Annotated in this window: 19 protein-coding genes; 7 read left to right on the forward strand and 12 right to left on the reverse strand. The window is 49.0% G+C overall.

The features are described 5' to 3' along the window. Nucleotides 1–6 precede the first annotated feature (6 nt). From hisD to hisIE, 7 genes are read left to right on the forward strand one after another with little or no spacing between them, the layout of a single operon-like run. The gene (gene hisD / locus RYZ59_RS11335) at nucleotides 7–1,311 is read left to right on the forward strand and encodes a histidinol dehydrogenase (RefSeq protein ID WP_318048074.1); all 1,305 of its coding nucleotides are present in this window, start codon (nucleotides 7–9) and stop codon (nucleotides 1,309–1,311) included. Further along, on the forward strand, nucleotides 1,308–2,387 hold the full coding sequence (hisC, locus tag RYZ59_RS11340) for a histidinol-phosphate transaminase (protein ID WP_318048072.1): 1,080 nt from the start codon (nucleotides 1,308–1,310) through the stop codon (nucleotides 2,385–2,387). Before hisD ends, hisC begins: the two co-directional genes overlap by 4 nt. Next, a complete protein-coding gene (gene hisB, locus RYZ59_RS11345; protein WP_137382270.1) occupies nucleotides 2,384–3,451 on the forward strand; it encodes a bifunctional histidinol-phosphatase/imidazoleglycerol-phosphate dehydratase HisB in 1,068 nt (355 codons plus the stop codon). The genes hisC and hisB overlap by 4 nt, the downstream gene beginning before the upstream one ends. Next, nucleotides 3,451–4,041 (forward strand): imidazole glycerol phosphate synthase subunit HisH, encoded by a 591-nt coding sequence (hisH, locus tag RYZ59_RS11350; RefSeq protein ID WP_318048069.1) that lies wholly within the window; start codon nucleotides 3,451–3,453, stop codon nucleotides 4,039–4,041. Before hisB ends, hisH begins: the two co-directional genes overlap by 1 nt. Further along, on the forward strand, nucleotides 4,041–4,778 hold the full coding sequence (hisA, locus tag RYZ59_RS11355; RefSeq protein WP_137382268.1) for a 1-(5-phosphoribosyl)-5-[(5-phosphoribosylamino)methylideneamino]imidazole-4-carboxamide isomerase: 738 nt from the start codon (nucleotides 4,041–4,043) through the stop codon (nucleotides 4,776–4,778). Before hisH ends, hisA begins: the two co-directional genes overlap by 1 nt. Further along, nucleotides 4,760–5,536: an imidazole glycerol phosphate synthase subunit HisF gene (gene hisF, locus RYZ59_RS11360; protein WP_040231909.1), complete on the forward strand. Its 777-nt coding sequence runs from the start codon at nucleotides 4,760–4,762 to the stop codon at nucleotides 5,534–5,536. The genes hisA and hisF overlap by 19 nt, the downstream gene beginning before the upstream one ends. Continuing rightward, the gene (hisIE, locus tag RYZ59_RS11365) at nucleotides 5,530–6,141 is read left to right on the forward strand and encodes a bifunctional phosphoribosyl-AMP cyclohydrolase/phosphoribosyl-ATP diphosphatase HisIE (protein WP_318048065.1); all 612 of its coding nucleotides are present in this window, start codon (nucleotides 5,530–5,532) and stop codon (nucleotides 6,139–6,141) included. Before hisF ends, hisIE begins: the two co-directional genes overlap by 7 nt. A 46-nt stretch (nucleotides 6,142–6,187) precedes the next feature. Here the strand turns inward: hisIE and ugd are convergent, their stop codons facing one another. The 12 genes from ugd to cpsB all read right to left on the reverse strand — a co-directional run bounded on the left by ugd (nucleotide 6,188) and on the right by cpsB (nucleotide 22,873). Then, nucleotides 6,188–7,354, reverse strand: coding sequence for a UDP-glucose 6-dehydrogenase (gene ugd, locus RYZ59_RS11370; RefSeq protein WP_318048062.1), 1,167 nt, complete (start codon nucleotides 7,352–7,354; stop codon nucleotides 6,188–6,190). A gap of 235 nt (nucleotides 7,355–7,589) precedes the next feature. After that, on the reverse strand, nucleotides 7,590–8,996 hold the full coding sequence (gene gndA / locus RYZ59_RS11375) for an NADP-dependent phosphogluconate dehydrogenase (RefSeq protein WP_040231903.1): 1,407 nt from the start codon (nucleotides 8,994–8,996) through the stop codon (nucleotides 7,590–7,592). 209 nt (nucleotides 8,997–9,205) lie between these two features. Then, a complete protein-coding gene (locus tag RYZ59_RS11380) occupies nucleotides 9,206–10,363 on the reverse strand; it encodes a glycosyltransferase family 4 protein (RefSeq protein WP_048212025.1) in 1,158 nt (385 codons plus the stop codon). A gap of 242 nt (nucleotides 10,364–10,605) precedes the next feature. Further along, nucleotides 10,606–11,622 carry a UDP-glucose 4-epimerase GalE gene (galE, locus tag RYZ59_RS11385; RefSeq protein WP_318048058.1) on the reverse strand — a complete coding sequence of 339 codons (1,017 nt, stop codon included), beginning with the start codon at nucleotides 11,620–11,622 and terminating at the stop codon, nucleotides 10,606–10,608. Nucleotides 11,623–12,007: 385 nt separating this feature from the next. Next, nucleotides 12,008–12,901 carry a UTP--glucose-1-phosphate uridylyltransferase GalF gene (gene galF, locus RYZ59_RS11390; RefSeq protein WP_048212027.1) on the reverse strand — a complete coding sequence of 298 codons (894 nt, stop codon included), beginning with the start codon at nucleotides 12,899–12,901 and terminating at the stop codon, nucleotides 12,008–12,010. A 165-nt stretch (nucleotides 12,902–13,066) separates the two neighbouring features. Next, on the reverse strand, nucleotides 13,067–14,455 hold the full coding sequence (gene wcaM / locus RYZ59_RS11395; RefSeq protein ID WP_318048053.1) for a colanic acid biosynthesis protein WcaM: 1,389 nt from the start codon (nucleotides 14,453–14,455) through the stop codon (nucleotides 13,067–13,069). 11 nt (nucleotides 14,456–14,466) lie between these two features. Then, nucleotides 14,467–15,687, reverse strand: a complete 1,221-nt coding sequence (gene wcaL / locus RYZ59_RS11400) for a colanic acid biosynthesis glycosyltransferase WcaL (protein WP_318048050.1) — start codon at nucleotides 15,685–15,687, stop codon at nucleotides 14,467–14,469. Continuing rightward, nucleotides 15,684–16,964 (reverse strand): colanic acid biosynthesis pyruvyl transferase WcaK, encoded by a 1,281-nt coding sequence (gene wcaK / locus RYZ59_RS11405; RefSeq protein WP_318048096.1) that lies wholly within the window; start codon nucleotides 16,962–16,964, stop codon nucleotides 15,684–15,686. Before wcaK ends, wcaL begins: the two co-directional genes overlap by 4 nt. A gap of 63 nt (nucleotides 16,965–17,027) precedes the next feature. Then, nucleotides 17,028–18,506, reverse strand: a complete 1,479-nt coding sequence (gene wzxC, locus RYZ59_RS11410; RefSeq protein WP_318048048.1) for a colanic acid undecaprenyl disphosphate flippase WzxC — start codon at nucleotides 18,504–18,506, stop codon at nucleotides 17,028–17,030. 1 nt (nucleotide 18,507) lies between these two features. Continuing rightward, complete coding sequence (gene wcaJ, locus RYZ59_RS11415) at nucleotides 18,508–19,902, reverse strand: undecaprenyl-phosphate glucose phosphotransferase (protein ID WP_137382259.1); 1,395 nt, start codon at nucleotides 19,900–19,902, stop codon at nucleotides 18,508–18,510. Nucleotides 19,903–19,955: 53 nt separating this feature from the next. After that, nucleotides 19,956–21,326, reverse strand: coding sequence for a colanic acid biosynthesis phosphomannomutase CpsG (gene cpsG, locus RYZ59_RS11420; RefSeq protein WP_318048044.1), 1,371 nt, complete (start codon nucleotides 21,324–21,326; stop codon nucleotides 19,956–19,958). 110 nt (nucleotides 21,327–21,436) lie between these two features. Continuing rightward, nucleotides 21,437–22,873: a mannose-1-phosphate guanyltransferase gene (gene cpsB, locus RYZ59_RS11425; protein ID WP_318048042.1), complete on the reverse strand. Its 1,437-nt coding sequence runs from the start codon at nucleotides 22,871–22,873 to the stop codon at nucleotides 21,437–21,439. Nucleotide 22,874: the final 1 nt, after the last annotated feature.

Consider the following 22,874-nt stretch of genomic DNA (forward strand, 5'->3'; position numbering starts at 1 on the left):
ACGATTATGAGCTTTAATACCATCATCGACTGGAATAACTGTACTGAAGAGCAGCAAAGTGAATTACTGATGCGCCCGGCAATCTCGGCGTCAGAGAGCATCACCCGTACCGTGAGCGAAATTCTGCATAACGTAAAGTCGCGCGGTGACGCAGCGCTACGTGAATACAGCGCAAAGTTTGATAAAACTAACGTGAGTGCGCTGAAAGTCAGTGCTGAAGAGATTGCCGCCGCTGGCGCACGTCTTGGCGATGACCTTAAACAGGCCATGGCAGTCGCCGTGAAAAACATCGAGACGTTTCATAACGCGCAACAACTGCCGGTCGTCGATATTGAAACGCAGCCCGGTGTACGCTGCCAACAGGTTACCCGCCCGGTAAATTCTGTTGGACTGTACATTCCCGGGGGCTCCGCGCCGCTCTTCTCAACGGTGTTAATGCTCGCCACCCCGGCCCGCATTGCAGGCTGTAAAAAAGTGGTGTTGTGTTCTCCCCCACCTATCGCCGATGAAATTCTGTATGCCGCGCAGCTCTGCGGCGTACAGGACGTGTTTAACGTTGGGGGCGCACAAGCGATTGCCGCGCTGGCATTTGGCAGCGAATCCGTGCCGAAAGTGGACAAAATTTTCGGCCCCGGTAATGCCTTTGTGACCGAAGCCAAGCGTCAGGTTAGTCAGCGTCTGGACGGTGCTGCCATCGATATGCCAGCAGGTCCGTCTGAAGTACTGGTGATTGCCGACAGCGGCGCCACGCCGGATTTCGTTGCCTCTGACTTACTCTCACAGGCCGAACACGGCCCCGATTCCCAAGTGATCCTGCTGACGCCGGATGCCGGTATGGCCAGCCAGGTTGCTGAAGCAGTCGAGCGCCAGCTTGCCGCGCTGCCACGCGCTGAAACCGCGCGGCAGGCGTTAAGCGCCAGCCGTCTGATTGTCACCCGCTCCCTTGCGCAATGCGTAGCGATTTCTAATGCGTACGGCCCGGAGCACCTGATCATTCAGACCCGCAATGCTCGCGAACTGGTCGATGACATCACCAGTGCGGGCTCTGTCTTTCTCGGTGACTGGTCACCGGAATCTGCCGGTGACTATGCCTCCGGGACTAACCACGTGCTGCCTACCTACGGCTATACCGCAACCTGCTCAAGTCTTGGATTGGCCGATTTCCAGAAGCGGATGACCGTACAGGAATTATCGCCGCAAGGTTTCTCTGCCCTGGCCGCAACCATCGAAACGCTGGCCGCTGCAGAACGACTGACAGCCCACAAAAATGCCGTTACCCTGCGCGTTAACGCCCTGAAGGAGCAAGCATGAGCACTGACAACATTCTCAGCGTTACTGATTTAGCCCGTAAAAATGTCCGTGAGCTAACACCGTATCAGTCAGCCCGCCGTCTGGGCGGAAATGGCGACGTCTGGCTCAATGCCAATGAGTTCCCCACCGCCGTTGAATTCCAACTGACTCAGCAAACACTGAACCGTTATCCGGAGTGCCAGCCGAAGGCAGTGATCGAGAACTACGCGCAGTATGCAGGCGTTAAGCCAGAGCAGGTACTGGTCAGCCGCGGTGCTGATGAAGGTATCGAGTTGCTGGTACGTGCTTTTTGCGAGCCGGGTAAAGATGCGATTCTCTACTGCCCGCCAACCTATGGCATGTATAGCGTCAGTGCTGAAACCATTGGCGTTGAATGTCGCACCGTACCAACTCTTGCCGACTGGCAACTGGATTTACAGGGTATCGCTGACAAGCTTGATGGCGTGAAAGTGGTTTACGTATGCAGTCCCAATAACCCGACTGGCCAGTTAATTAACCCGCAGGATCTGCGTTCACTGCTCGACATGACGCAGGGCAAAGCCATCGTGGTCGCCGACGAAGCGTACATCGAGTTTTGCCCGCAGGCCACACTGGCGGGCTGGTTATCGGAGTACCCAAACCTGGTGATACTGCGCACCCTGTCTAAGGCGTTTGCCCTTGCCGGTTTGCGCTGCGGATTTACGCTAGCTAATGAAGACGTTATCAACCTGTTGTTGAAAGTGATCGCGCCTTACCCGCTCTCTACACCGGTGGCAGATATCGCCGCTCAGGCGCTAACGCCGCAAGGCATTTCCGCTATGCGCGAGCGCGTGGCGCAGATTCTGCAAGAGCGTCAGTACCTGGTTGATAACCTGAAAACCATCCGCTGTGTCGAACAAGTTTTCGACTCTGAAACCAACTATGTTCTGGCGCGCTTCACCGCATCAAGCAGCGTATTTAAATCTTTGTGGGATCAGGGCATTATCTTACGAGACCAGAACAAACAACCTTCATTGAGCGGCTGCCTGCGTATTACTGTCGGAACCCGTGAAGAGAGCCAGCGCGTCATTGACGCCTTACGTGCGGAGCAAGTATGAGCCAGAAGTATCTTTTTATTGACCGTGATGGAACCCTGATTTCCGAGCCGCCCAGTGACTTTCAGGTTGATCGCTTCGACAAGCTTGCCTTTGAGCCGGAGGTGGTCCCGGTCTTGCTAAAACTGCAAAAAGCAGGTTTTAAGCTGGTGATGATCACCAACCAGGATGGACTGGGAACACAGAGCTTCCCGCAGGCGGATTTTGACGGTCCGCACAACCTGATGATGCAAATTTTCACTTCACAGGGCGTTATATTTGATGAAGTACTGATCTGCCCGCACCTGCCGGCAGACGCGTGTGATTGTCGTAAACCCAAAGTGAAGCTGGTCGAGCAATACCTGATTGAACAGGTGCTGGATACCGAGAACAGCTACGTGATCGGCGATCGCGCAACCGACATTCAACTGGCGGAAAACATGGGCATCACCGGGTTACGCTATCACCGCGACACGCTGAACTGGGCGATGATCGGCGAGCAGCTAACCAAACGGGATCGCTACGCCCACGTTGAACGTAATACAAAAGAAACGCAGATTGACGTTAAAGTCTGGCTGGACCGCGAAGGCCGCAGCAAAATTAATACCGGCGTCGGCTTCTTTGACCACATGCTGGATCAAATCTCGACCCACGGTGGTTTTCGCATGGAGATAGCCGTCAAAGGCGATCTGTATATTGACGATCACCACACCGTTGAGGATACCGGGCTGGCTCTGGGCGAAGCCTTAAAACTGGCGTTGGGCGATAAACGAGGCATCAACCGTTTTGGTTTTGTGCTGCCGATGGACGAGTGCCTCGCACGCTGCGCCCTGGATATCTCCGGACGTCCACATCTGGAGTACCGGGCTGAGTTTACCTATCAGCGCGTCGGCGATCTGAGTACGGAGATGATCGAACACTTCTTCCGTTCGCTCTCTTACACCATGGGTGTCACGTTACACCTTAAAACCAAAGGTAAAAATGACCACCACCGCGTGGAAAGTCTGTTCAAAGCCTTTGGCCGCACGCTGCGCCAGGCTATTCGCGTAGAAGGCGACACGCTTCCTTCTTCAAAAGGAGTGCTGTGATGAACGTGGTGATCCTCGACACCGGCTGTGCCAACCTGAACTCGGTGAAATCCGCCGTCGCACGCCACGGCCATGATCCGGTGGTTAGCCGCGATGCGGATGTTGTGCTGCGTGCCGATAAACTGTTTCTGCCTGGTGTGGGTACCGCACAGGCGGCAATGGATCAGCTACACGAGCGTGAGCTGATTGAACTGATTAAAGCCTGCACACAACCTGTACTGGGGATTTGCTTAGGTATGCAGCTGCTTGGTTGGCGCAGTGAAGAAAGCAACGGTGTCTCCCTGCTGGGGATTATTGATCAAGACGTACCCAAAATGACCGATTTTGGTCTGCCGTTGCCGCATATGGGCTGGAACCGTGTCTATCCACAGGCCGGAAACCGCCTTTTCCAGGGTATTGAGGATGGGGCGTATTTCTATTTTGTACACAGCTACGCGATGCCGGTGAACCCATGGACTATTGCGCAATGCAACTACGGTGAGCCCTTCACCGCAGCGATACAAAAGGATAATTTCTTTGGCGTGCAGTTCCACCCGGAGCGTTCAGGTGCCGCTGGCGCGAAGTTGCTGAAAAACTTTCTGGAGATGTAATGATTATTCCGGCATTAGATTTAATCGACGGCACGGTTGTGCGTCTTCATCAGGGCGATTACGCAACGCAGCGTGATTACGGTACCGATCCCTTGCCCCGTTTACAAAGCTATGCCGCACAAGGCGCAAAGGTGCTGCACCTGGTGGACCTGACCGGTGCAAAAGATCCGCAGAAACGGCAAATACCGCTGATTAAAACACTGGTGGCTGGCGTAAACGTACCGGTGCAGGTAGGGGGTGGCGTACGTACTGAAGAAGACGTCGCCGCTTTGCTGGATGCGGGCGTTGCACGTGTGGTTGTCGGCTCGACGGCGGTAAAATCGCCCGAACGTGTTAAAACCTGGTTCACGCGTTTCGGCGCTGATGCGCTGGTGCTGGCTCTGGATGTGCGGATTGACGAGCTCGGGAATAAACAGGTTGCGGTCAGCGGCTGGCAGGAAGACTCCGGCGTTTCACTGGAAGAACTGGTTGAGGCCTATTTACCCGTTGGGCTGAAGCATGTGCTGTGCACCGATATCTCTCGCGACGGCACGCTGGCTGGCTCAAACGTTGCACTGTACGAAGAAGTGTGTGCGAAATATCCCCAGGTGGCATTTCAGTCATCCGGCGGGATTGGTGGAATTGAAGATGTCGCCGCCCTGCGCGGAACCGGCGTTGGCGGCGTCATTGTGGGTCGTGCTTTGCTGGAAGGTAAATTCACCGTTGAGGAGGCCATCCAATGCTGGCAAAACGCATAATCCCTTGCCTTGATGTTCGTGACGGGCAGGTTGTCAAAGGTGTTCAGTTCCGCAATCACGAGATTATTGGCGATATCGTTCCGCTGGCAAAACGCTATGCCGATGAAGGCGCAGATGAGCTGGTTTTTTACGATATCACCGCATCGAGCGATGGTCGCGTGGTGGACAAAAGCTGGGTATCACGCGTAGCAGAAGTAATCGACATTCCGTTCTGTGTCGCCGGTGGAATTAAATCCCCCGAGGATGCCGCAAAGATACTGTCTTTCGGCGCAGATAAAATTTCTATCAACTCCCCTGCTCTGGCTGACCCAACGTTGATCACCCGCCTGGCGGATCGCTTTGGCGTGCAATGCATCGTGGTGGGTATCGACACCTGGCATGATGCACAAACCGGGAAGTATCACGTCAATCAGTACACCGGAGATGAAAACCGTACGCGCGTTACACAGTGGGAAACGATCGACTGGGTAACAGAGGTGCAAAAACTGGGCGCGGGTGAAATCGTTCTTAATATGATGAATCAGGACGGCGTGCGTAACGGCTACGATCTTGAGCAATTGAAAAAAGTGCGCGAAGTTTGCCATGTTCCACTGATCGCTTCTGGCGGTGCCGGAACGATGGAGCACTTCCTCGAAGCCTTCAGGGATGCGGATGTCGATGGCGCGCTTGCCGCCTCGGTCTTCCACAAGCAAATTATCAATATTGGCGAATTAAAAGCGTACCTGGCAACACAGGGCGTGGAGATCAGGATATGTTAACCAAGCAACAATGCCGCAAGCTGGACTGGGAAAAAACCGATGGGATGATGCCAGTCGTCGTGCAGCATGCGATTTCCGGTGAAGTGCTGATGCTCGGGTATATGAACCCGGAAGCGCTGGATAAAACGATCGAAAGCGGGAAAGTGACCTTTTTCTCGCGTACTAAACAGCGCCTGTGGACCAAAGGTGAAACCTCTGGCAATTTTCTTAATGTCGTCAGCATTTCTGCTGATTGCGACAACGACACCCTGCTGGCGCTGGTTAACCCGATTGGGCCAACCTGTCACAAAGGCACCAGCAGCTGTTTTGGTGAGTCCAGCCACCAATGGCTGTTCCTGTATCAACTGGAGCAACTGCTGGCTGAGCGCAAAACGGCAGATCCCGCCAGCTCCTATACCGCAAAATTGTACGCCAGCGGTACGAAGCGAATTGCCCAGAAAGTTGGAGAAGAAGGTGTTGAAACAGCACTGGCCGCGACCGTGCATGACCGTTTCGAGTTGACCAATGAGGCATCGGACCTGATGTATCACCTGCTGGTTCTGCTGCAGGACCAGGATCTCGATCTGACGACGGTGATTGAGAATTTACGCAAACGTCATCAGTAATAGAACGATACCGGCATGATGCCGGTATCATTATTTAGCAAAACCTTTAATCGTTACCGAATAAATCGCGGGTATACACTTTATCAGCGACATCCAGCAGTTCTTCTGCCATGCGGTTAGAGATAATCACATCGGCCTCACTTTTGAATTTAGCCAAATCACGTTCAACCCGTGAATGGAAAAAACTCTCTTCTGCTATTACCGGTTCATAAATAATGATCGGGATACCTTTCGCTTTAATGCGCTTCATAATACCCTGAATAGACGATGCTCTGAAATTATCCGAGCCGCTTTTCATAATCAGGCGATAGATACCGACAACTTTGGGTTTACGCGAAAGAATAGCATCAGCAATAAAATCTTTTCGTGTGCGGTTAGCATCAACGATGGCTGAAATAATATTATTAGGTACAGATTGATAGTTGGCGAGTAATTGCTTTGTGTCTTTTGGCAGACAGTATCCACCATAACCGAATGAAGGGTTGTTGTAATGGTTACCAATGCGCGGGTCCAGACAAACCCCTTCGATGATCTGTCGTGCATTAAGCCCCAAGCTTTCTGCATAGCTATCAAGTTCGTTAAAATAGGCAACACGCATTGCCAGATAGGTGTTTGCAAAAAGCTTAATAGCTTCAGCTTCAGTAGAATCAGTGAACAGCACCGGGATATCCTGCTTTATTGCCCCTTCCTGCAACAAGGCAGCAAAACGCTCTGCACGAGCAGACCGTTCACCGATAACAATTCGTGATGGGTATAAGTTATCATACAGCGCCTTTCCTTCGCGCAGGAACTCAGGAGAAAAGATAATATTATCCGAGTTAAACTTCTGTCGCATAGTCTGAGTAAAACCAACGGGCACCGTTGATTTAATCACCATGAGTGCATCAGGATTTATTGCAATCACATCGCTGATAACTGATTCAACGCTGGAGGTATCAAAATAGTTTGTTTTCGGGTCGTAATCTGTCGGTGTTGCAATAATAACAAAATCTGCATTCTGGTAGGCGTCGTACTTGTCCAACGTGGCGTTGAAATTTATCTCACTTGATTGTAGATACTGTTCAATTTCTTTATCGACTATCGGAGATATCCGATTATTTAGCATCTCGACACGTGAAGGGACAATGTCCAGAGCAATGACCTGATGATGTTGGGCGATAAGAAGACCATTTGACAGGCCAACATATCCGGTACCAGAAATGGTAATTTTCATTTCATGCTCTCAGTATTAACTTAATATTTAATCATGATGTCGTACATCCTGATAAGAGAATAATGTTTTAACGTTTTGTCGAATATTGTGTCAACGAAGGTTAAAACAATTCAGATTTTCTTGATCAGGGTACGCCAGAAATATTAAGTAAAGATTAAGCAATCAACGTAAATCAATCAGATTTAAGATAAAAAAAAGCCCGGTTAGAGAACCGGGCCAGTGACTATCAGAAGACTTATTCCATCCATTCGGTATGGAAAACACCTTCTTTATCAGTACGTTTGTAGGTATGCGCACCGAAGTAATCACGCTGTGCCTGAATCAGGTTAGCGGGCAATACTTCTGCACGATAGCTGTCGTAATAAGCGACAGCAGCAGAGAATGTCGGAACCGGGATACCATTCTGCACGGCATACGCTACGACATCACGCAGTGCCTGTTGGTATTCATCGGCAATGTTCTTGAAGTACGGATCGAGCAGCAGGTTCGCTATACCCGGATTTTTAGCGTAGGCATCGGTGATTTTCTGCAGGAACTGCGCACGAATAATACAGCCCGCACGGAAGATTTTTGCAATCTCGCCGTAATTCAGATCCCAGTTATGCTCGTCGGACGCGGCACGCAGTTGTGAGAAGCCCTGAGCATAAGAAACGATCTTACCGAGGTACAGTGCACGACGTACTTTCTCAATAAATTCTGCTTTATCACCCGCAAGCTGAGCTTTAGGTCCTGACAGGACTTTAGAGGCAGCGACACGCTGATCTTTCAGCGAAGAGATATAGCGAGCAAACACTGATTCAGTGATCAGAGACAGCGGTTCACCAAGATCCAGAGAACTTTGGCTGGTCCATTTACCGGTACCTTTGTTTGCCGCTTCATCCAGAATGAAATCCACCAAATATTTACCATCTTCGTCTTTTTTGGTGAAGATATCTTTGGTGATGTCGATCAGATAGCTGCTCAGTTCACCGTTATTCCACTCGGTAAAGGTGCTGGCCAGTTCTTCGTTGCTCAGGTTCAAACCACCTTTCAACAATGAATAGGCTTCGGCAATCAGCTGCATGTCACCGTATTCAATGCCGTTGTGCACCATCTTCACGTAGTGACCTGCACCGTCGGCACCAATATACGTCACACACGGCTCACCATCTTCAGCAACCGCTGCGATTTTGGTCAGGATTGGCGCGACCAGTTCATAAGCTTCTTTCTGGCCACCCGGCATGATGGATGGGCCTTTCAGCGCACCTTCTTCACCACCAGATACGCCGGTTCCGATGAAGTTAAAACCTTCAGCGGAGAGCTCACGGTTACGACGGATAGTGTCCTGGAAGAACGTATTACCGCCATCAATGATGATGTCACCTTTATCCAGATAAGGTTTCAGGGAGTCGATAGCTGCATCAGTGCCAGCACCCGCTTTCACCATTAACAGGATACGACGAGGTGTTTCAAGCGATTCAACAAACTCTTTTACCGTATAGTAAGGAACCAGTTTTTTCCCCGGATTCTCGGCGATAACCTCTTCCGTTTTTTCACGTGAGCGGTTGAAAACGGACACGGTGTAACCACGGCTTTCGATGTTGAGCGCCAGGTTGCGCCCCATCACAGCCATACCAACGACGCCGATTTGTTGCTTAGACATTATGTACTCCTGTCAGGTGTGAGTATCACGAGTTAATTTTCTCGAACTCTTGATGAAAGTATATTAACTCAAATGTAGCATTGTTCAGTAAACTGTCACAGCCCCATATTTACCTCAGTATGTCTCTTATATAAGAGCTACTTGCCAGGAATGAATTGGGGAATTGTTGGAGTTAACATATGTATTCAATTTTGCCATCCTGGAATATATTATTCTTTCTCGGGCGTTTTCAAGCATTCAATTTCCAGCTGGAGTATCTTCATCAACTTAGCATTTACTATGCTCGAATCAAATTTTTGTTGGGCAATTTGATAACTTGCATTTCCCATCTGGGGAATCAACTCAGGGTTATATAAAAAGCAAAGCATTTTTTCAGCCAATGCTACTGGTGACCGAGGCTCAATTAAAAAACCATTAACACCATCAACAACGGTCTCCCGACACCCGGGTACGTCGCTGGTTATTACAGCACGTCCCATGGCCATCGCTTCCTGAGTACTGCGAGGAAAACCCTCACGCCATGAAGGCAAAACAAAAACACTCGCTTTAGCGAGCCAATCCTGAACATTATCCACATGACCAGGTAACTCAATGATGTTATTACTTTTTAATTCGTTGAGCCTCTCTATCGTGAGGCTACCAGGATTATGCAGATCAAGACTTCCCAGCATACAAAATTGTGTTTGTGGAAACTGATGTTTGACTATCCTTGCTGCTTCTATAAATTCGTAGACACCTTTTTCTTGTAAAAATCTGGCAACAAATATAAAAGAGACTGGATCAACTGGCGGAGGACAATACGGATAGTCCGACATATTTAAACCAATGCCGCCTAATACATGAACGTCTTTAACATAAATATTTTCATTTACTAAAAGATCTCTTTTATCATCGACATTCAATAACACTAAGCTATCAATATGTTTAAAACTAATTTTGTATAACGAAACAAGTAATTTCTTTAGTAATTTTTTGCGTACAGAGACATGCCCTCCAGAATTGGTAAAAAAGAAACCAAGACCTTCAAGCATTGCATAACGCTTCTGTATTTTTGCAAACTTTGCTGCCAGTGTACCAAAAATGGCTGGCTTTGAAAAATATGAAAACACTAAATCCAAATTTAATGATTTCAGAGTTTTATATAACTTGTAAGTATTAACAACATCGGTAAATGGATTTAAACCAGTACGACTAAAAGAATAACAAACAGGAATAGCGCCAAATGATTTTACTTTTTCTTTAGTGCTATTATCATAGTCAATTGCAAATGCATAGACCACATGCCCATTCTTACACAATGAATTAATCAGTTCTTTTCTGAATTGGATTAGACTTTCTGCTGTAGTACCGATTAATGCTATTTTCATAGTCAAGTTCTAAACTCTATTTCTGCATGTACTTTCAGATAATATCCCATCAGGAAATTATTTCCTGTTAGAATTTTACAAACAACACTATCCTATATGTAATAGTTATTTATTGTAATGACCTAAAAGACTGGTTTTATCAAAATAACAACGAGATAATCGTCGCAACTCACTCAGGAGGACAATAGTAATCAAATTAAAACGGGGGTAATATAAGACACAGTTTCATGATTTTAGATCTATCATGCCTTATAACCATTAGGATTTTTCTTTTGCCAGTTCCATGTATGATACATCATATCATCAATGTTAAATCTAGCTTTCCAGTTTAATATTTTCTCTGCTTTTGAAACATCAGCCCATGAAGCTGCGATGTCGCCAGGTCTCCTGGCTACAATCTCATAATTTATTTTTAGGTTACTTGCTTTTTCAAATGCTTTAATGACTTGTAAAACTGATACACCTTGTCCAGTTCCAAGATTGAATACTTCATATCCTTCAACATGATCAAGATGGCGTAATGCACTTACGTGTCCAGCGGCAAGGTCTACAACATGGATAAAATCCCGAACTCCCGTACCATCTATTGTGTCATAATCACCGCCGTAGACGAACAATTTTTCTAGCTTACCAATTGCGACCTGCGAAATATACGGCACAAGATTATTTGGGATGCCATTAGGATCCTCACCAATCAAACCACTTGGATGTGCACCAGCGGGATTAAAATATCGTAACGCAATAATTTTTAATTTATTATTTGATTTTGCATAATCTGATAATATCTCCTCTAGCACCACCTTTGTCGTTCCATATGGACAAGATGCACTACCAACAGGAGAATCTTCCAGATTTGGTACTGGCGAACAATTTCCATAAACAGTTGCAGACGAGCTAAAGATAAACTTGTAAACGTTCGCTTCCTTCATCGCCTCAAGTAACGCAAGTGAACCGCTGACATTATTAATATAATACTCTAATGGTTTATCAACAGACTCGCCTACTGACTTCAGCCCCGCAAAATGAAGAACGGCCTCAATATTATAGCTCGTTAGGATTTTTTTGAGCTCATCTTTATCATTGATGTCTGCTTTGACGAATGGAATATTTTTTGCAACTAATAATTCAACGCGACGAAGCGATTCAATAGATGAATTGCTCAGATTGTCGAGCACCACAACTTCATACCCGCCCTCAATTAACTGTAAAACAGTATGTGAGCCAATATAACCTGTACCACCAGTCACGAGTAGAGTCATGCCATTTCCATAAGATGAATTTATTTTATTCTAACTGCAAATCTATTTGTTTAAATATGTACGTGTTCTTGTCAACTATTGTCAGAATAAACGAACCTACTTCAACACAATTACCTGCATGTTTTTTAAACATGCTACCGCCCTAGGCTCAACAGCTACCAATGCACTGCACACTTAAATTTTGGAGATCCTGAACAGCAGGATCTCCTCAATATTGTCGTATTAATTGTAGAAAGAAACAAGGAAAAAAGATGCGGTTAAACACCAATCGATACTTGTTGTTACTCATAAAAAAGCCAAGAGAAGCATCAACCAGCTAAGATATCACCCAGAATCGTCCATGCTTTTTAAAACAACTAAACCTAATTAATATCGACCAAGACAGCTAAACACCAAGCAATTTCTCGATGCTCTTACGGAACTTCGGTCCCTCTTTCAGGTTACGCAGCCCGTACTTCACAAATGCCTGCATATAACCCATTTTTTTACCGCAGTCGTAACTGTCGCCCGTCATCAACATGGCATCAACAGACTGTTTTTTCGCCATCTCAGCAATGGCATCCGTAAGCTGGATACGTCCCCATGCGCCAGGTTGCGTGCGCTCAATTTCCGCCCAAATATCAGCAGAAAGCACATAGCGCCCTACAGCCATCAGGTCTGAATCAAGGGTTTGCGGCTGATCGGGTTTTTCAATGAATTCAACGATGCGGCTGACTTTACCTTCGTTATCTAAAGGCTCTTTGGTCTGAATAACGGAATACTCGGAAAGATCGCCTGCCATACGTTTTGCCAGCACCTGACTACGCCCGGTCTCATTAAAGCGGGCCACCATTGCAGCCAGGTTGTAGCGCAGTGGATCCGCACTCGCCGTATCCAGCACGACGTCAGGTAACACCACCACAAAAGGGTTGTCGCCGATAATTGGGCGGGCACAAAGAATAGAGTGCCCCAGACCAAGCAATTGTGCCTGACGAACGTTCATGATAGTCACACCAGGAGGGCAGATGGACTGCACTTCAGCCAGTAACTGGCGCTTAACACGCTGTTCAAGCAGCGATTCAAGTTCATAAGAGGTGTCGAAGTGGTTCTCAACCGCGTTCTTAGACGCATGTGTTACAAGAACGATTTCTTTGATACCTGCAGCTACAATCTCGTCGACAATGTATTGAATCATCGGCTTATCAACGATCGGTAGCATCTCTTTTGGGATGGCCTTTGTGGCAGGCAACATGTGCATCCCGAGGCCCGCTACCGGAATAACTGCTTTTAAATTAATCATTAAGTCATTCACCTATTCAATAATTGCTGAATTATAGCTTTTTAGCTTGTTTTAGCCAGTATGAATTACATCACTCTGTTGGGACGCATGTTACGCCGCTTGCCGGCAGAATGCAGTAATCATATTCTTAGCCGGGTAGGTTTTTAGCCAGGAATGGTCGTAAAATTACCAGCCCGGTAATCGAAAATTCACTGCCGCGACATTCACGACCTGCTGGTTTACGCTGTCAATATCAACCGAGCTTTGTCCTGCTTCATTAACTGCATGAACGTTGGCCAGCGAGAGCAAGGTACCCTGTTTGGCCATAAACTTACCGCGGACATCTTTGCGCAGATCAAAGTGCATCTTTAGCGCTGGTCCTGTAGTGGATTGCTGCATTACCTTGATATTTCGCAAGAAAAGATGCTGAGGTTTGTTGTGCAGCTCCAGCGTCGCGCGCTTCATCTCAACGTTGGTAATGGCCACAAATGAAGTTGCATTCCCTGAGGAAATCTGAATACCACGTAATTTATAATCGAGATGTGTGTTATCCAGTTGAATATTATTTAACTTAAAGTTTTGTGGGATGGACAAATATCGTCCTTTGATCACACCGTAACCAATCAACATCCCTGCGCTATTTTTCATATTGATATTATCAATGACGAAATTATCACATCCATAAATAGCGACTGTAGCATTATCGATACCCGCTTTCTTGCTGAAATCCGGGGTGATATTCCGCGCAGTAATATTACGAATGATAAAATGTTTGCCGTTCTCGACATGGACTAACTGCCGACAATCCGAGCCCGTTATATTGGCAACCACAAATCTTTTCACCGCCAGTTCGTCTGGATAGGTGTTGTCGTACGTACTACCTGCCAGCCCAATACCGATACCCCAGTTAACATTTCCGTTAGTACAATTGATGCGTTCTATAACATGGTCTGAAATCACGATGTCACTGTCGTTTATCGCGACGTTCCACTCGATGGCGTCACCTTGTAAATCGCTAAAACGGCTGTTGGTTATCTGTACCCCATCCATCTGGTTATGAAACCCCTGACGCAGGATCCCATAGTTCGCATGAGTGACGGTAATGTCATCAATGGTGAGGTTACGCATCGCTCGCGGCGTTTTCCCCCCGATATAAATTTGTGCCACGGGGGCGAAACCGCTCATGGCTATGCCTTTTATCACACAGTCGGAGCCCCGAACATCAAGGGTAATATTCCGCAAGCGCCCCCCCTGCACCCCTGTCACGCTGCAGCCATCCTGCAGAATAAATCGCCCACGACTGCTGCTACTGACCCCGCCTTGCAGATGCAACGTTTTACCTGGCGGGATCTCGATTGCGGTATTGATATTCTTGCACTCCAGACCAGCAGGCACGACGACGGTTTGCGCGTCTATAAATGCCTGTCGGAAGGAAACCACCCAATCCTCGGGATTGTAATCCTGAATGTTGACGCTACCCGATGATTTAAGCGCCCGGGCAACGGGAGAATGGAGAACGACAAGCGCAGAACCTGCCGTCAGAAAAGTACGTCGGGAGAGTTTTTTCTCTGGCATACAACCTCGATTTACATCGTTTGCAGCAGGCTGGCTAGCTGTTTATTGATCGCCTGCTGGTTAAATTCAGCGGCTATTTTTTCGCGGGCGCACGCCACCACCGGCTTCACTTGCTCACAGTCGAGCATACTGACCGTCGCTAATCGCTCCGCGAGGGCCTGAGCATCATTTTCTGGTGCCAGCCAGCCTGACTTTCCAGAGTCCACCAGCTCAGGGATCCCACTGTGCACGGTAGAAACAACCGGTATCCCTACAGCCATGGCTTCCATCAACGCCACTGGGATCCCTTCCATGTCACCATCAATTCCCGTGACAGAAGGCAACAGGAAGACATCCGCCTGCTCAAGCATCGCCTTAACCTGATGGCTGGGTTTAAATCCTGACATTTCAATCACGTCATCCAGTTGATATTGCTCGATAAGCGTACGTAACCGACGCTCCCAAGGGCCAATTCCCAGAATGCGATAACGAAATGAGATACCTCGCGCCTTCAACTGGCGGCACGCGTCAATAGCGACATGCAGCCCTTTTTTCTCGGTTAACCGTGCAACGGAGAGAATTTCTAGCGGCGTGCCCGGCGCTTTCACCTCACGAGGTGTAAAACGCGTCATATCAATCCCCATACGCGATACCGCTATTTTATGCGGTGGACATCCCATATTCCGCAAACGTCCGGCCCAGAGATTGCTAATGGGCAACATCAAATCACCGCGCTGAAACAGCTTCTGATATTCGGGGGTATAGCGGGCAAGGATGTCACGATGTGAAACATCAATACCATGGAAGACAGTGGCTATTTTGCCGCGGATCACACCGAGTTCACGTAGTTTGGCCGCCGTTACCCCTGCGGGTCCAAAGTGCGCAATAAAGACATCGGCCTGGAATGCTCGCGGGGTAAGCGCACAGATGGACGCTAAAATCAGATTACGCGCCTCATCGCCATAGCGTGGGACATTGAGCGCTTTCCAGGTTGCTGTCCGGGTAATACCCTGTAACATCGTCGTGGTGCGATATTTCAGCTTTGCCAACCTGCCAGCCGGTTCTTTCAATAACCATCGTGTTTTTTCGCCCAGGCGGTAGTCCACATAGGAAGCATGGGTGTTATCAAGATCGCCCTGATATAACGCGATAATTTCAACATCATGCCCCATATCGATAAACGCGGTGATCTGATTCAGCACAAAGGTTTCAGAGGACAGCGGAAATTTAAGCAGGAAAAAGCTGACTTTCATTTCCCCTCCTGAATACGCGTTAATACCGATTGCACCATACGCCTACCGTGTTCACGTTCACGCTTAACGGCCTCCGCTACCCGGACGTTAAGTTCAACCAACTGTCGCAGGGTATCGGCGACCTTGCCTTCAAGGCTACCGTCCAGCAGATGGCGGATATCAACCGCCATTTCCGCTAACCCCAGTTGCTGCATAATCCCCGCCGATTTGTGCTCATAATTAATGGCTATCGCCGGCGTCATAAAGTTCATCGAGATGATGGCAGAGTGCAGGCGTGTGCCCACCGTCAGGTCACATGCGCCCAATATTTTTCCCATTTCGAGATCGTTTAGTTCATCCATGACCACGTGATAACGGGCCGGATCGTTAACGTACTGACGCAGGTTCAGTGCAACCATGCGATCATCTTTGTTGTAACTATCAATACCGGTACAGGTTGAGAGCGCTATCACCTGGTAACCTTCATCAAGGATCCGATTAACCACGCCGGCAAAGGCTCGCTCATAGAGCTGTTGTGTGGTTCCAAGACGCTTATCAAACGGCGCCAGTTCACGTAGTGTAATGGCGACTGTCTTCTGCTTTGCTGCCGTTTGTAGCCAGTGCTGTACGGCATAACCCGGCTCAAAGTCATCGTGATGGTTGTCGACCAGCCAGGCGGTATCCACACCCGACTCGACCTTCTCTGTCGTTATTTCACTGCGTTTCATCAGTTCCAGACTGACCGATTCTCGTAAAATTAACGCATTGCAGTGCCCAAAAGCGTAGTTCGCCAGCTGATTGAACTGTTCATCCTGAAATGGCCCTACGCTGTGACCAATCATGTACAGCGGTTTTTTAGCCATAAACGAACACAAGGCATGTTCAAACTGCGGCACGCCATACAGATCGACAAAAAACGATCCGCCGACCTGGATAATGGCGTCATAACGCGACAACAGGCGGACAAAGTCAGTAAATCCCTGAGCAATAGCGATATTGCGCAGATTTCCGGAATCGGTGACGCGCGAGAGCAGCACCTGATGCTGATAGCGACGACGCAGTACTTTCTTTACACGGCCCATGACGCCTGCAGCACTGTTATGCTGCTTCATTTGTGAATACAGTGGATCGCCCATCACCGGTCGGTTTAGTAACCAGGAGGAACTCACCGGGTAGCGGCTCATCACATCCACTTCCGTCTCTGGCTGGATCGTATTAATGGCATCCAGCAAACCGCGCAAAATGGCGCTGTCCCCGCGATTCCCGCAGGTGTGGTTGCCCAGAATCAGTAACTTCATCATGACCTCTTAAAATCAGTGCGGATGACGGTTTCGCCGTCCCCGGACGACAACACATGCAATTCACCCTGCACGGAGCAAGGCTTTCATTTTTTCACCACGGCAGAACTGGCGTTTGATTTCCACCACCAGCGGATCACGTGACAGCACAATCATCACGACAAACGCCAGCGCGCCAGCGGCTATCTGCAGGCTCAGCAACACACTTAACGGCAACTTGTTTTGCAATGTCATTCCCAGCGCGTAGCTCACCACCAGCGTGGGTAGGGAGAGCCAGAACGGTAGCAACAGGCTGAGCATGTACTGCCGATAGCTCGGTCCCAGTACCGGTTTGATCATCACGAAATAGCTCAGGATGGTGTTTATGATCTGTACCAGTAAAAAACCCAGCGTGACGCCAATCACACCCGCCATATTTCCGCCAACCAGGATGGCGGGGATAAACAAAAAGGTTTTGAACATGTTGAATTTGAAACTGATATCAACCCGTGCTTTGGCCATCAGCAGAGAGCCTATCGGATTTCCGACTGAGCGCAGCAGACCTACAACACACAGCAGTTGCAGCACCGGAACAATACTGTTCCACTTTTCACCAAACACCAGCGGTACGACGTTATTCGATACCACCATTAATCCCAGTAGGGCCGGGAAATTGATAATGCCAACAACGGATAGCAGCTTGTAAAAATTGACCCGTAGTTTTTCGGTATCGTCCTGAATTTTGACAAACGCAGGAAACAGTACTCGGGTAATTATCGGATTCAGTTTGATGGGCGGTACAACTGCCACGTTCCAGGCAAGATTGAAGCCTCCCGCCACGCCAGCCCCCAGGGTTCTGGCCAGCAACAGCGTTGAAAGGTTGGTGTTCACGTAATTGATAATGCTGTCCGCCGTCAGCCACGCCCCAAAGCGCAGATTTTGCGACACGGATGAAAGTGAAAAACACAGCCCTGGTCGATATATTTTGCGGCCAAAATAGCCAAACAACAGCGTGCGTAGCGTACTGTTCACCAGATACCCAACAATGGCCGTCATGGCGATCGGCCAAAAATGCGCGCTAACCACGGTAAAAGTAAAACCGGCCAGGACTGAACTGGTTTCAATCATGCCAATTTTGTTGAAGGCCAGTTCTTTTTGCATCAGCGCACGGAACTGCTGCCCATGCGGGATCACCACAAACGCCAGCGCTAAGGCTTTAATCAGTGGTGCCAGCCCAGGGTTATTAAGCACATCGGCAATAGTTTCGCTGAGCAAAAACAAAGCAATACAGACGACTATCCCCAGCCCAACGTTTAACCAATACAAGGTGGTTAGTTCAAGATAACCTATCTCTTTGCGCTGAATAATCGAGTTGGCGATTCCAAAATCAGACAGCGTGTCGGCCAGCGCGATAATCACCAGCGACACCGTTAATAACCCGAACTGATGATTATCAATAATCCGCGCCAGAACCGTCATCTGGATGAGCCCCAGACCGATGATGATTACCGTAGCAATGGCGGACCATTTGGCGCCGTTGAGGGTTTTTTCTCGTAAACTCATCTTAATATGCCGCTTTATTGACGAAGCCTTTAAACACCGTCAGAAAAACGATTTTGATATCGAACCACACGCTCCATTCGCGAATGTATTCGAGGTCAAACTCTACCCGTTTTTCCATTTTTTCCAGCGTATCGGTTTCACCACGCCAGCCGTTGATTTGCGCCCAGCCGGTAATGCCTGGCTTCACCTTATGGCGCAACATGTACCCTTCTATCAGCTGACGATACTGTTCGTTATGCGCCACCGCATGTGGGCGCGGCCCGACAATAGACATCCCTCCTGTCAGCACATTGATAAACTGTGGTAATTCATCCAGAGACGTCCGCCGCAGGAAGTTACCCACGCGGGTCACACGCGGATCGTTTTGGGTGGCCTGGGTAACCACCGCATCGTTTTCCATCACCTTCATGGAACGAAACTTCCAGACTTTGATCGGTTTCCCGTCCATCCCATAGCGGGTCTGACGAAAAATTACCGGCCCCTTTGAGGTCAGCTTCACCATCAGCGCAATGGCGCATAGCACAGGAGAAATAAGCAGCAGGATTAACGATGCCAGGACGATATCCTCCGCGCGCTTCAGCAGACGATTAATGCCTGAAAGCGGTGTGTCATACAGCGGAACCACCGGAACGCCGTTCATCTCTTCAATCCGCGAGTGCAGAATATTGAAGGTAAAGACATCAGGGATCAGGAGCACTGAACAGGTGGTATCAGCCAGTTCGCGTACCAGTTTTTTTACGCGCGCCCCATCGCTCATCGACATAGCGATATAGACGTTATGAATGCGTGAAGCTTTGGCATCATCCACCAGCTGCTGCAGATTTCCCGCCCAATCCCGGGCGTTTTTCCCCGGTATGGGGTCGTGATAAACACCCGCGACCTCAAATCCCAACCACGGCTCATGGCGAAAGCTGTCCAGCAGCATCTGTCCAGCAGGCAGGTTCCCTGCTACCGCTACCCGTCGCGTGTTATAACCACGATTTCGCAACCATCCCGCCCCGTAGCGAATAAACGCACGACACAGCACCAGACCAATACTTGACAGCAGATACCATGCCAGCCAGAGCGCAAACCGATTATCAAAATCGTTATTAAAGGCAATCAGACCCGCGCAAAAAATCAGACTCAGCGTCCAGTTTTGCAGCAGCAGCACCAACTCAGTTGAAATTTTCACCCCGCGCCAGGAGCGGTAAAAATCCGTTATCCCGCCCAGCATTTGAAAAACGACCAGCGTGATTAACGCTACCAGCAGGTGCATATACAGGAAAGGCAAACCGCTCAGTTCGCAGACTATCCATAATCCACCAAACATGATGGTGATATCTGAAAAGCGTTGCACCATCGATATTAACGACGCATTGGTTTTGGCTCGTTCGCGCTTTTTTAGATGTGTCATCGTGGTTCCTGTTAGTCACCACTTGCCCTTATCGGGCAAGGGAAATACCAGCATTACTGATTTAGCAATGCCAGGAGAGTGCGCGTTCGCGCTTCCATCAGCGGAATGTCTCCGCGCGATTCCACGTTCAGACGCACTACCGGTTCGGTATTAGATGAACGCAAATTAAAGCGCCAGTCGACAAACGACATGCTGATGCCGTCCGTTCTGTCCACCGCCAGCGCCTCACGCGAAAAGTACTGTTCTACGCGTGCAATCGCCGCCGCAGGTTCTGCCAACATGCTGTTAATTTCCCCACTCGCCGGGTACGCCGCCATTCTGTCCCGCACCAGTTCGCCCAAAGATAGTCCTTTCAGACAAACCAGTTCCGCAACCAGCAACCACGGGATCATCCCGCTGTCGCAGTATGCAAAATCACGAAAATAGTGATGGGCACTCATTTCGCCACCGTAGATTGCATCTTCAAGACGCATGCGCTCTTTGATAAATGCATGTCCTGTTTTAGACATCACTGGCGTACCGCCCGCAGCAACCACTCTGTCCACAGTGTTCCAGGACAAACGTGGATCGTGAATGATTTTCGCTCCTGGATGTTTCTCCAGAAACGCTTCTGCCAACAGACCAACAATGTAGTAACCCTCAATAAACCGCCCCTTTTCATCAAACAGGAAGCAGCGGTCAAAATCTCCATCGAAAGCAATCCCCATATCTGCACCGTGCTCAATTACCGCATTACATGTATCCGCACGGCACTCCGGCAGAAGAGGATTAGGGATACCGTTTGGAAAATTGCCATCTGGGGTGTTGTGAATTTTGATAAACTCAACCGGCACCCCCATCAACCTGAAGCGTGCCTCGATGGCATCCACTACCGGGCCTGCTGCACCATTACCGGAATTCAACACCAGCTTCATTGGCTTAAGATTGCTGGTGTTGATGTACCCCAGCAGGTGATTGATATAGACATCACGCAGATTGAGAAGGGTAAAACTGCCACGATTTGCCTGATTGACGGGCGGGAATTCATTCGCTTCTGCCAGGCGTTGCACGTCGCGTAGGCCGCTATCACCACTGATCGGCCGCGCACCTTCACGTACCAATTTCATGCCGTTGTAATCCATTGGATTATGGCTGGCGGTCACTTCAATACCGCCGTCAACACCAAGATGAAAAGTAGCAAAATAAATTTCTTCGGTGCCTGACATACCAATATCCAGCACATCCACACCTGCATCCTGCAATCCTTTTGCCAGCGCCAGCTTGAGCGACTCACTGCTCAGACGCACATCACCGCCCAGTACTACCGTTTTCGGTTTCAGCAATTCACCGAAGGCACGACCAATTCGCCATGCAATATTCTCATTCAGTTCTTCACCCAACCTGCCGCGAATATCGTAGGCTTTGAAACAGGTTAATTCCGTCATGATTTACCCTTCTTCAGGCAACAGTTAGCCCTGACCCTATAAATGGCCAAAAATAGTGTTGTCGTAATTTGCCGGATGACGCAGCGCTTACCCGGCGGATTTAATAACCGTTAGACCCGCCCGTAGCGATCTTCAAAACGCACCACATCATCTTCTTCAAGATAAGAACCAGAGCGTACTTCAATCAGATCGAGCGGAATTTTCCCGGGATTCTCCAGGCAATGGGTTGCTCCCAACGGAATATAGACTGACTCATTTTCCGCGAGCAGTTTGATATCATCATTGATTGTGACTTTCGCAGTTCCTGCCACTACAACCCAGTGTTCGGCGCGGTGCAAGTGCATCTGCATCGATAATCCCTCACCAGGCTTAACGGTAATACGCTTAACCTGATAACGATCGCCTGCGTCAATAGAGTCGTATTTGCCCCACGGACGATAGACTTCACGGTGGTTATGATGCTCATGCCGGCCATCAGCCTTAATTCTCTCCACCACTTTCTTCACATCCTGTACCGCGTTGCGATCGGCAATCAGCACTGCATCTTTGGTCTGCACCACTACCAGGTCCTTCACGCCAACGGTAGTCACCAGGCCAGATTCCGCATATACATAGCTGTTTTCTGTTTCGTGGCTAATCACGTCACCGTGATGCACATTGCCTTCAGCAGTATGCGCACTGATTTCCCACAGTGATGACCACGAACCTACATCGTTCCAGCCAGCATTCATCGGCATAACTACCGCGTCTGCAGTACGCTCCATTACCGCATAGTCCACAGACTCTTCCGGACAGGCGAGAAAGGCCTCTTCACCTACACGAATAAAATCGAGATCGGGATCAACCAAGCTCATAGCTTTCTTGCAAGCTTCTAGAATATCGGGCCGGAATTTATTCAGCTCTTCCAGGTAGCGGCTAGCGCGGAACAGAAACATACCGCTGTTCCAGTAATAGTCACCGCTTGCGACATAAGCCTGAGCGGTTTCCAGGTTCGGTTTTTCAACAAACTGCGCAACATCAAAAGCAACCGCATCGGTATTGGCGGGGGAAATATCTCCACGTCGAATATAACCATAGCCAGTTTCAGCCTGATCCGGCACGATACCAAATGTGACCAGCTTTCCCGACTCGGCATAGGGCATAGCATTGAGAACCGCCTTGCGGAACGCCTCTTCATCAGCAATCATGTGATCCGCTGCCAGCACCAGCAGCAGCGGATCGCCCTGCGGGTTATGGCGTGTTGCCGCCAATGCAGCCAATGCAATAGCCGGAGCCGTATTGCGCCCAGCGGGTTCGAGGATAATATTATCGGTTAACTTGTGCAGTTGCCGTAGTTGTTCCGCCACAATGAAACGGTGTTGCTCATTGCAGATAACGACCGGGCTTTCACACTCCACACCCTTTAGACGGCAAATTGTCGTCTGTAACATTGTGTGGTCGCCCTTAAGACACAGGAACTGCTTTGGATACAACACACGGGACAATGGCCATAAACGACTACCCGAGCCACCAGCCATCACAACCGGAAAGAGTTTGGACTGACTCATC

Source organism: Citrobacter sp. HN-141 (assembly GCF_033341895.1).
Lineage (GTDB): Bacteria > Pseudomonadota > Gammaproteobacteria > Enterobacterales > Enterobacteriaceae > Citrobacter.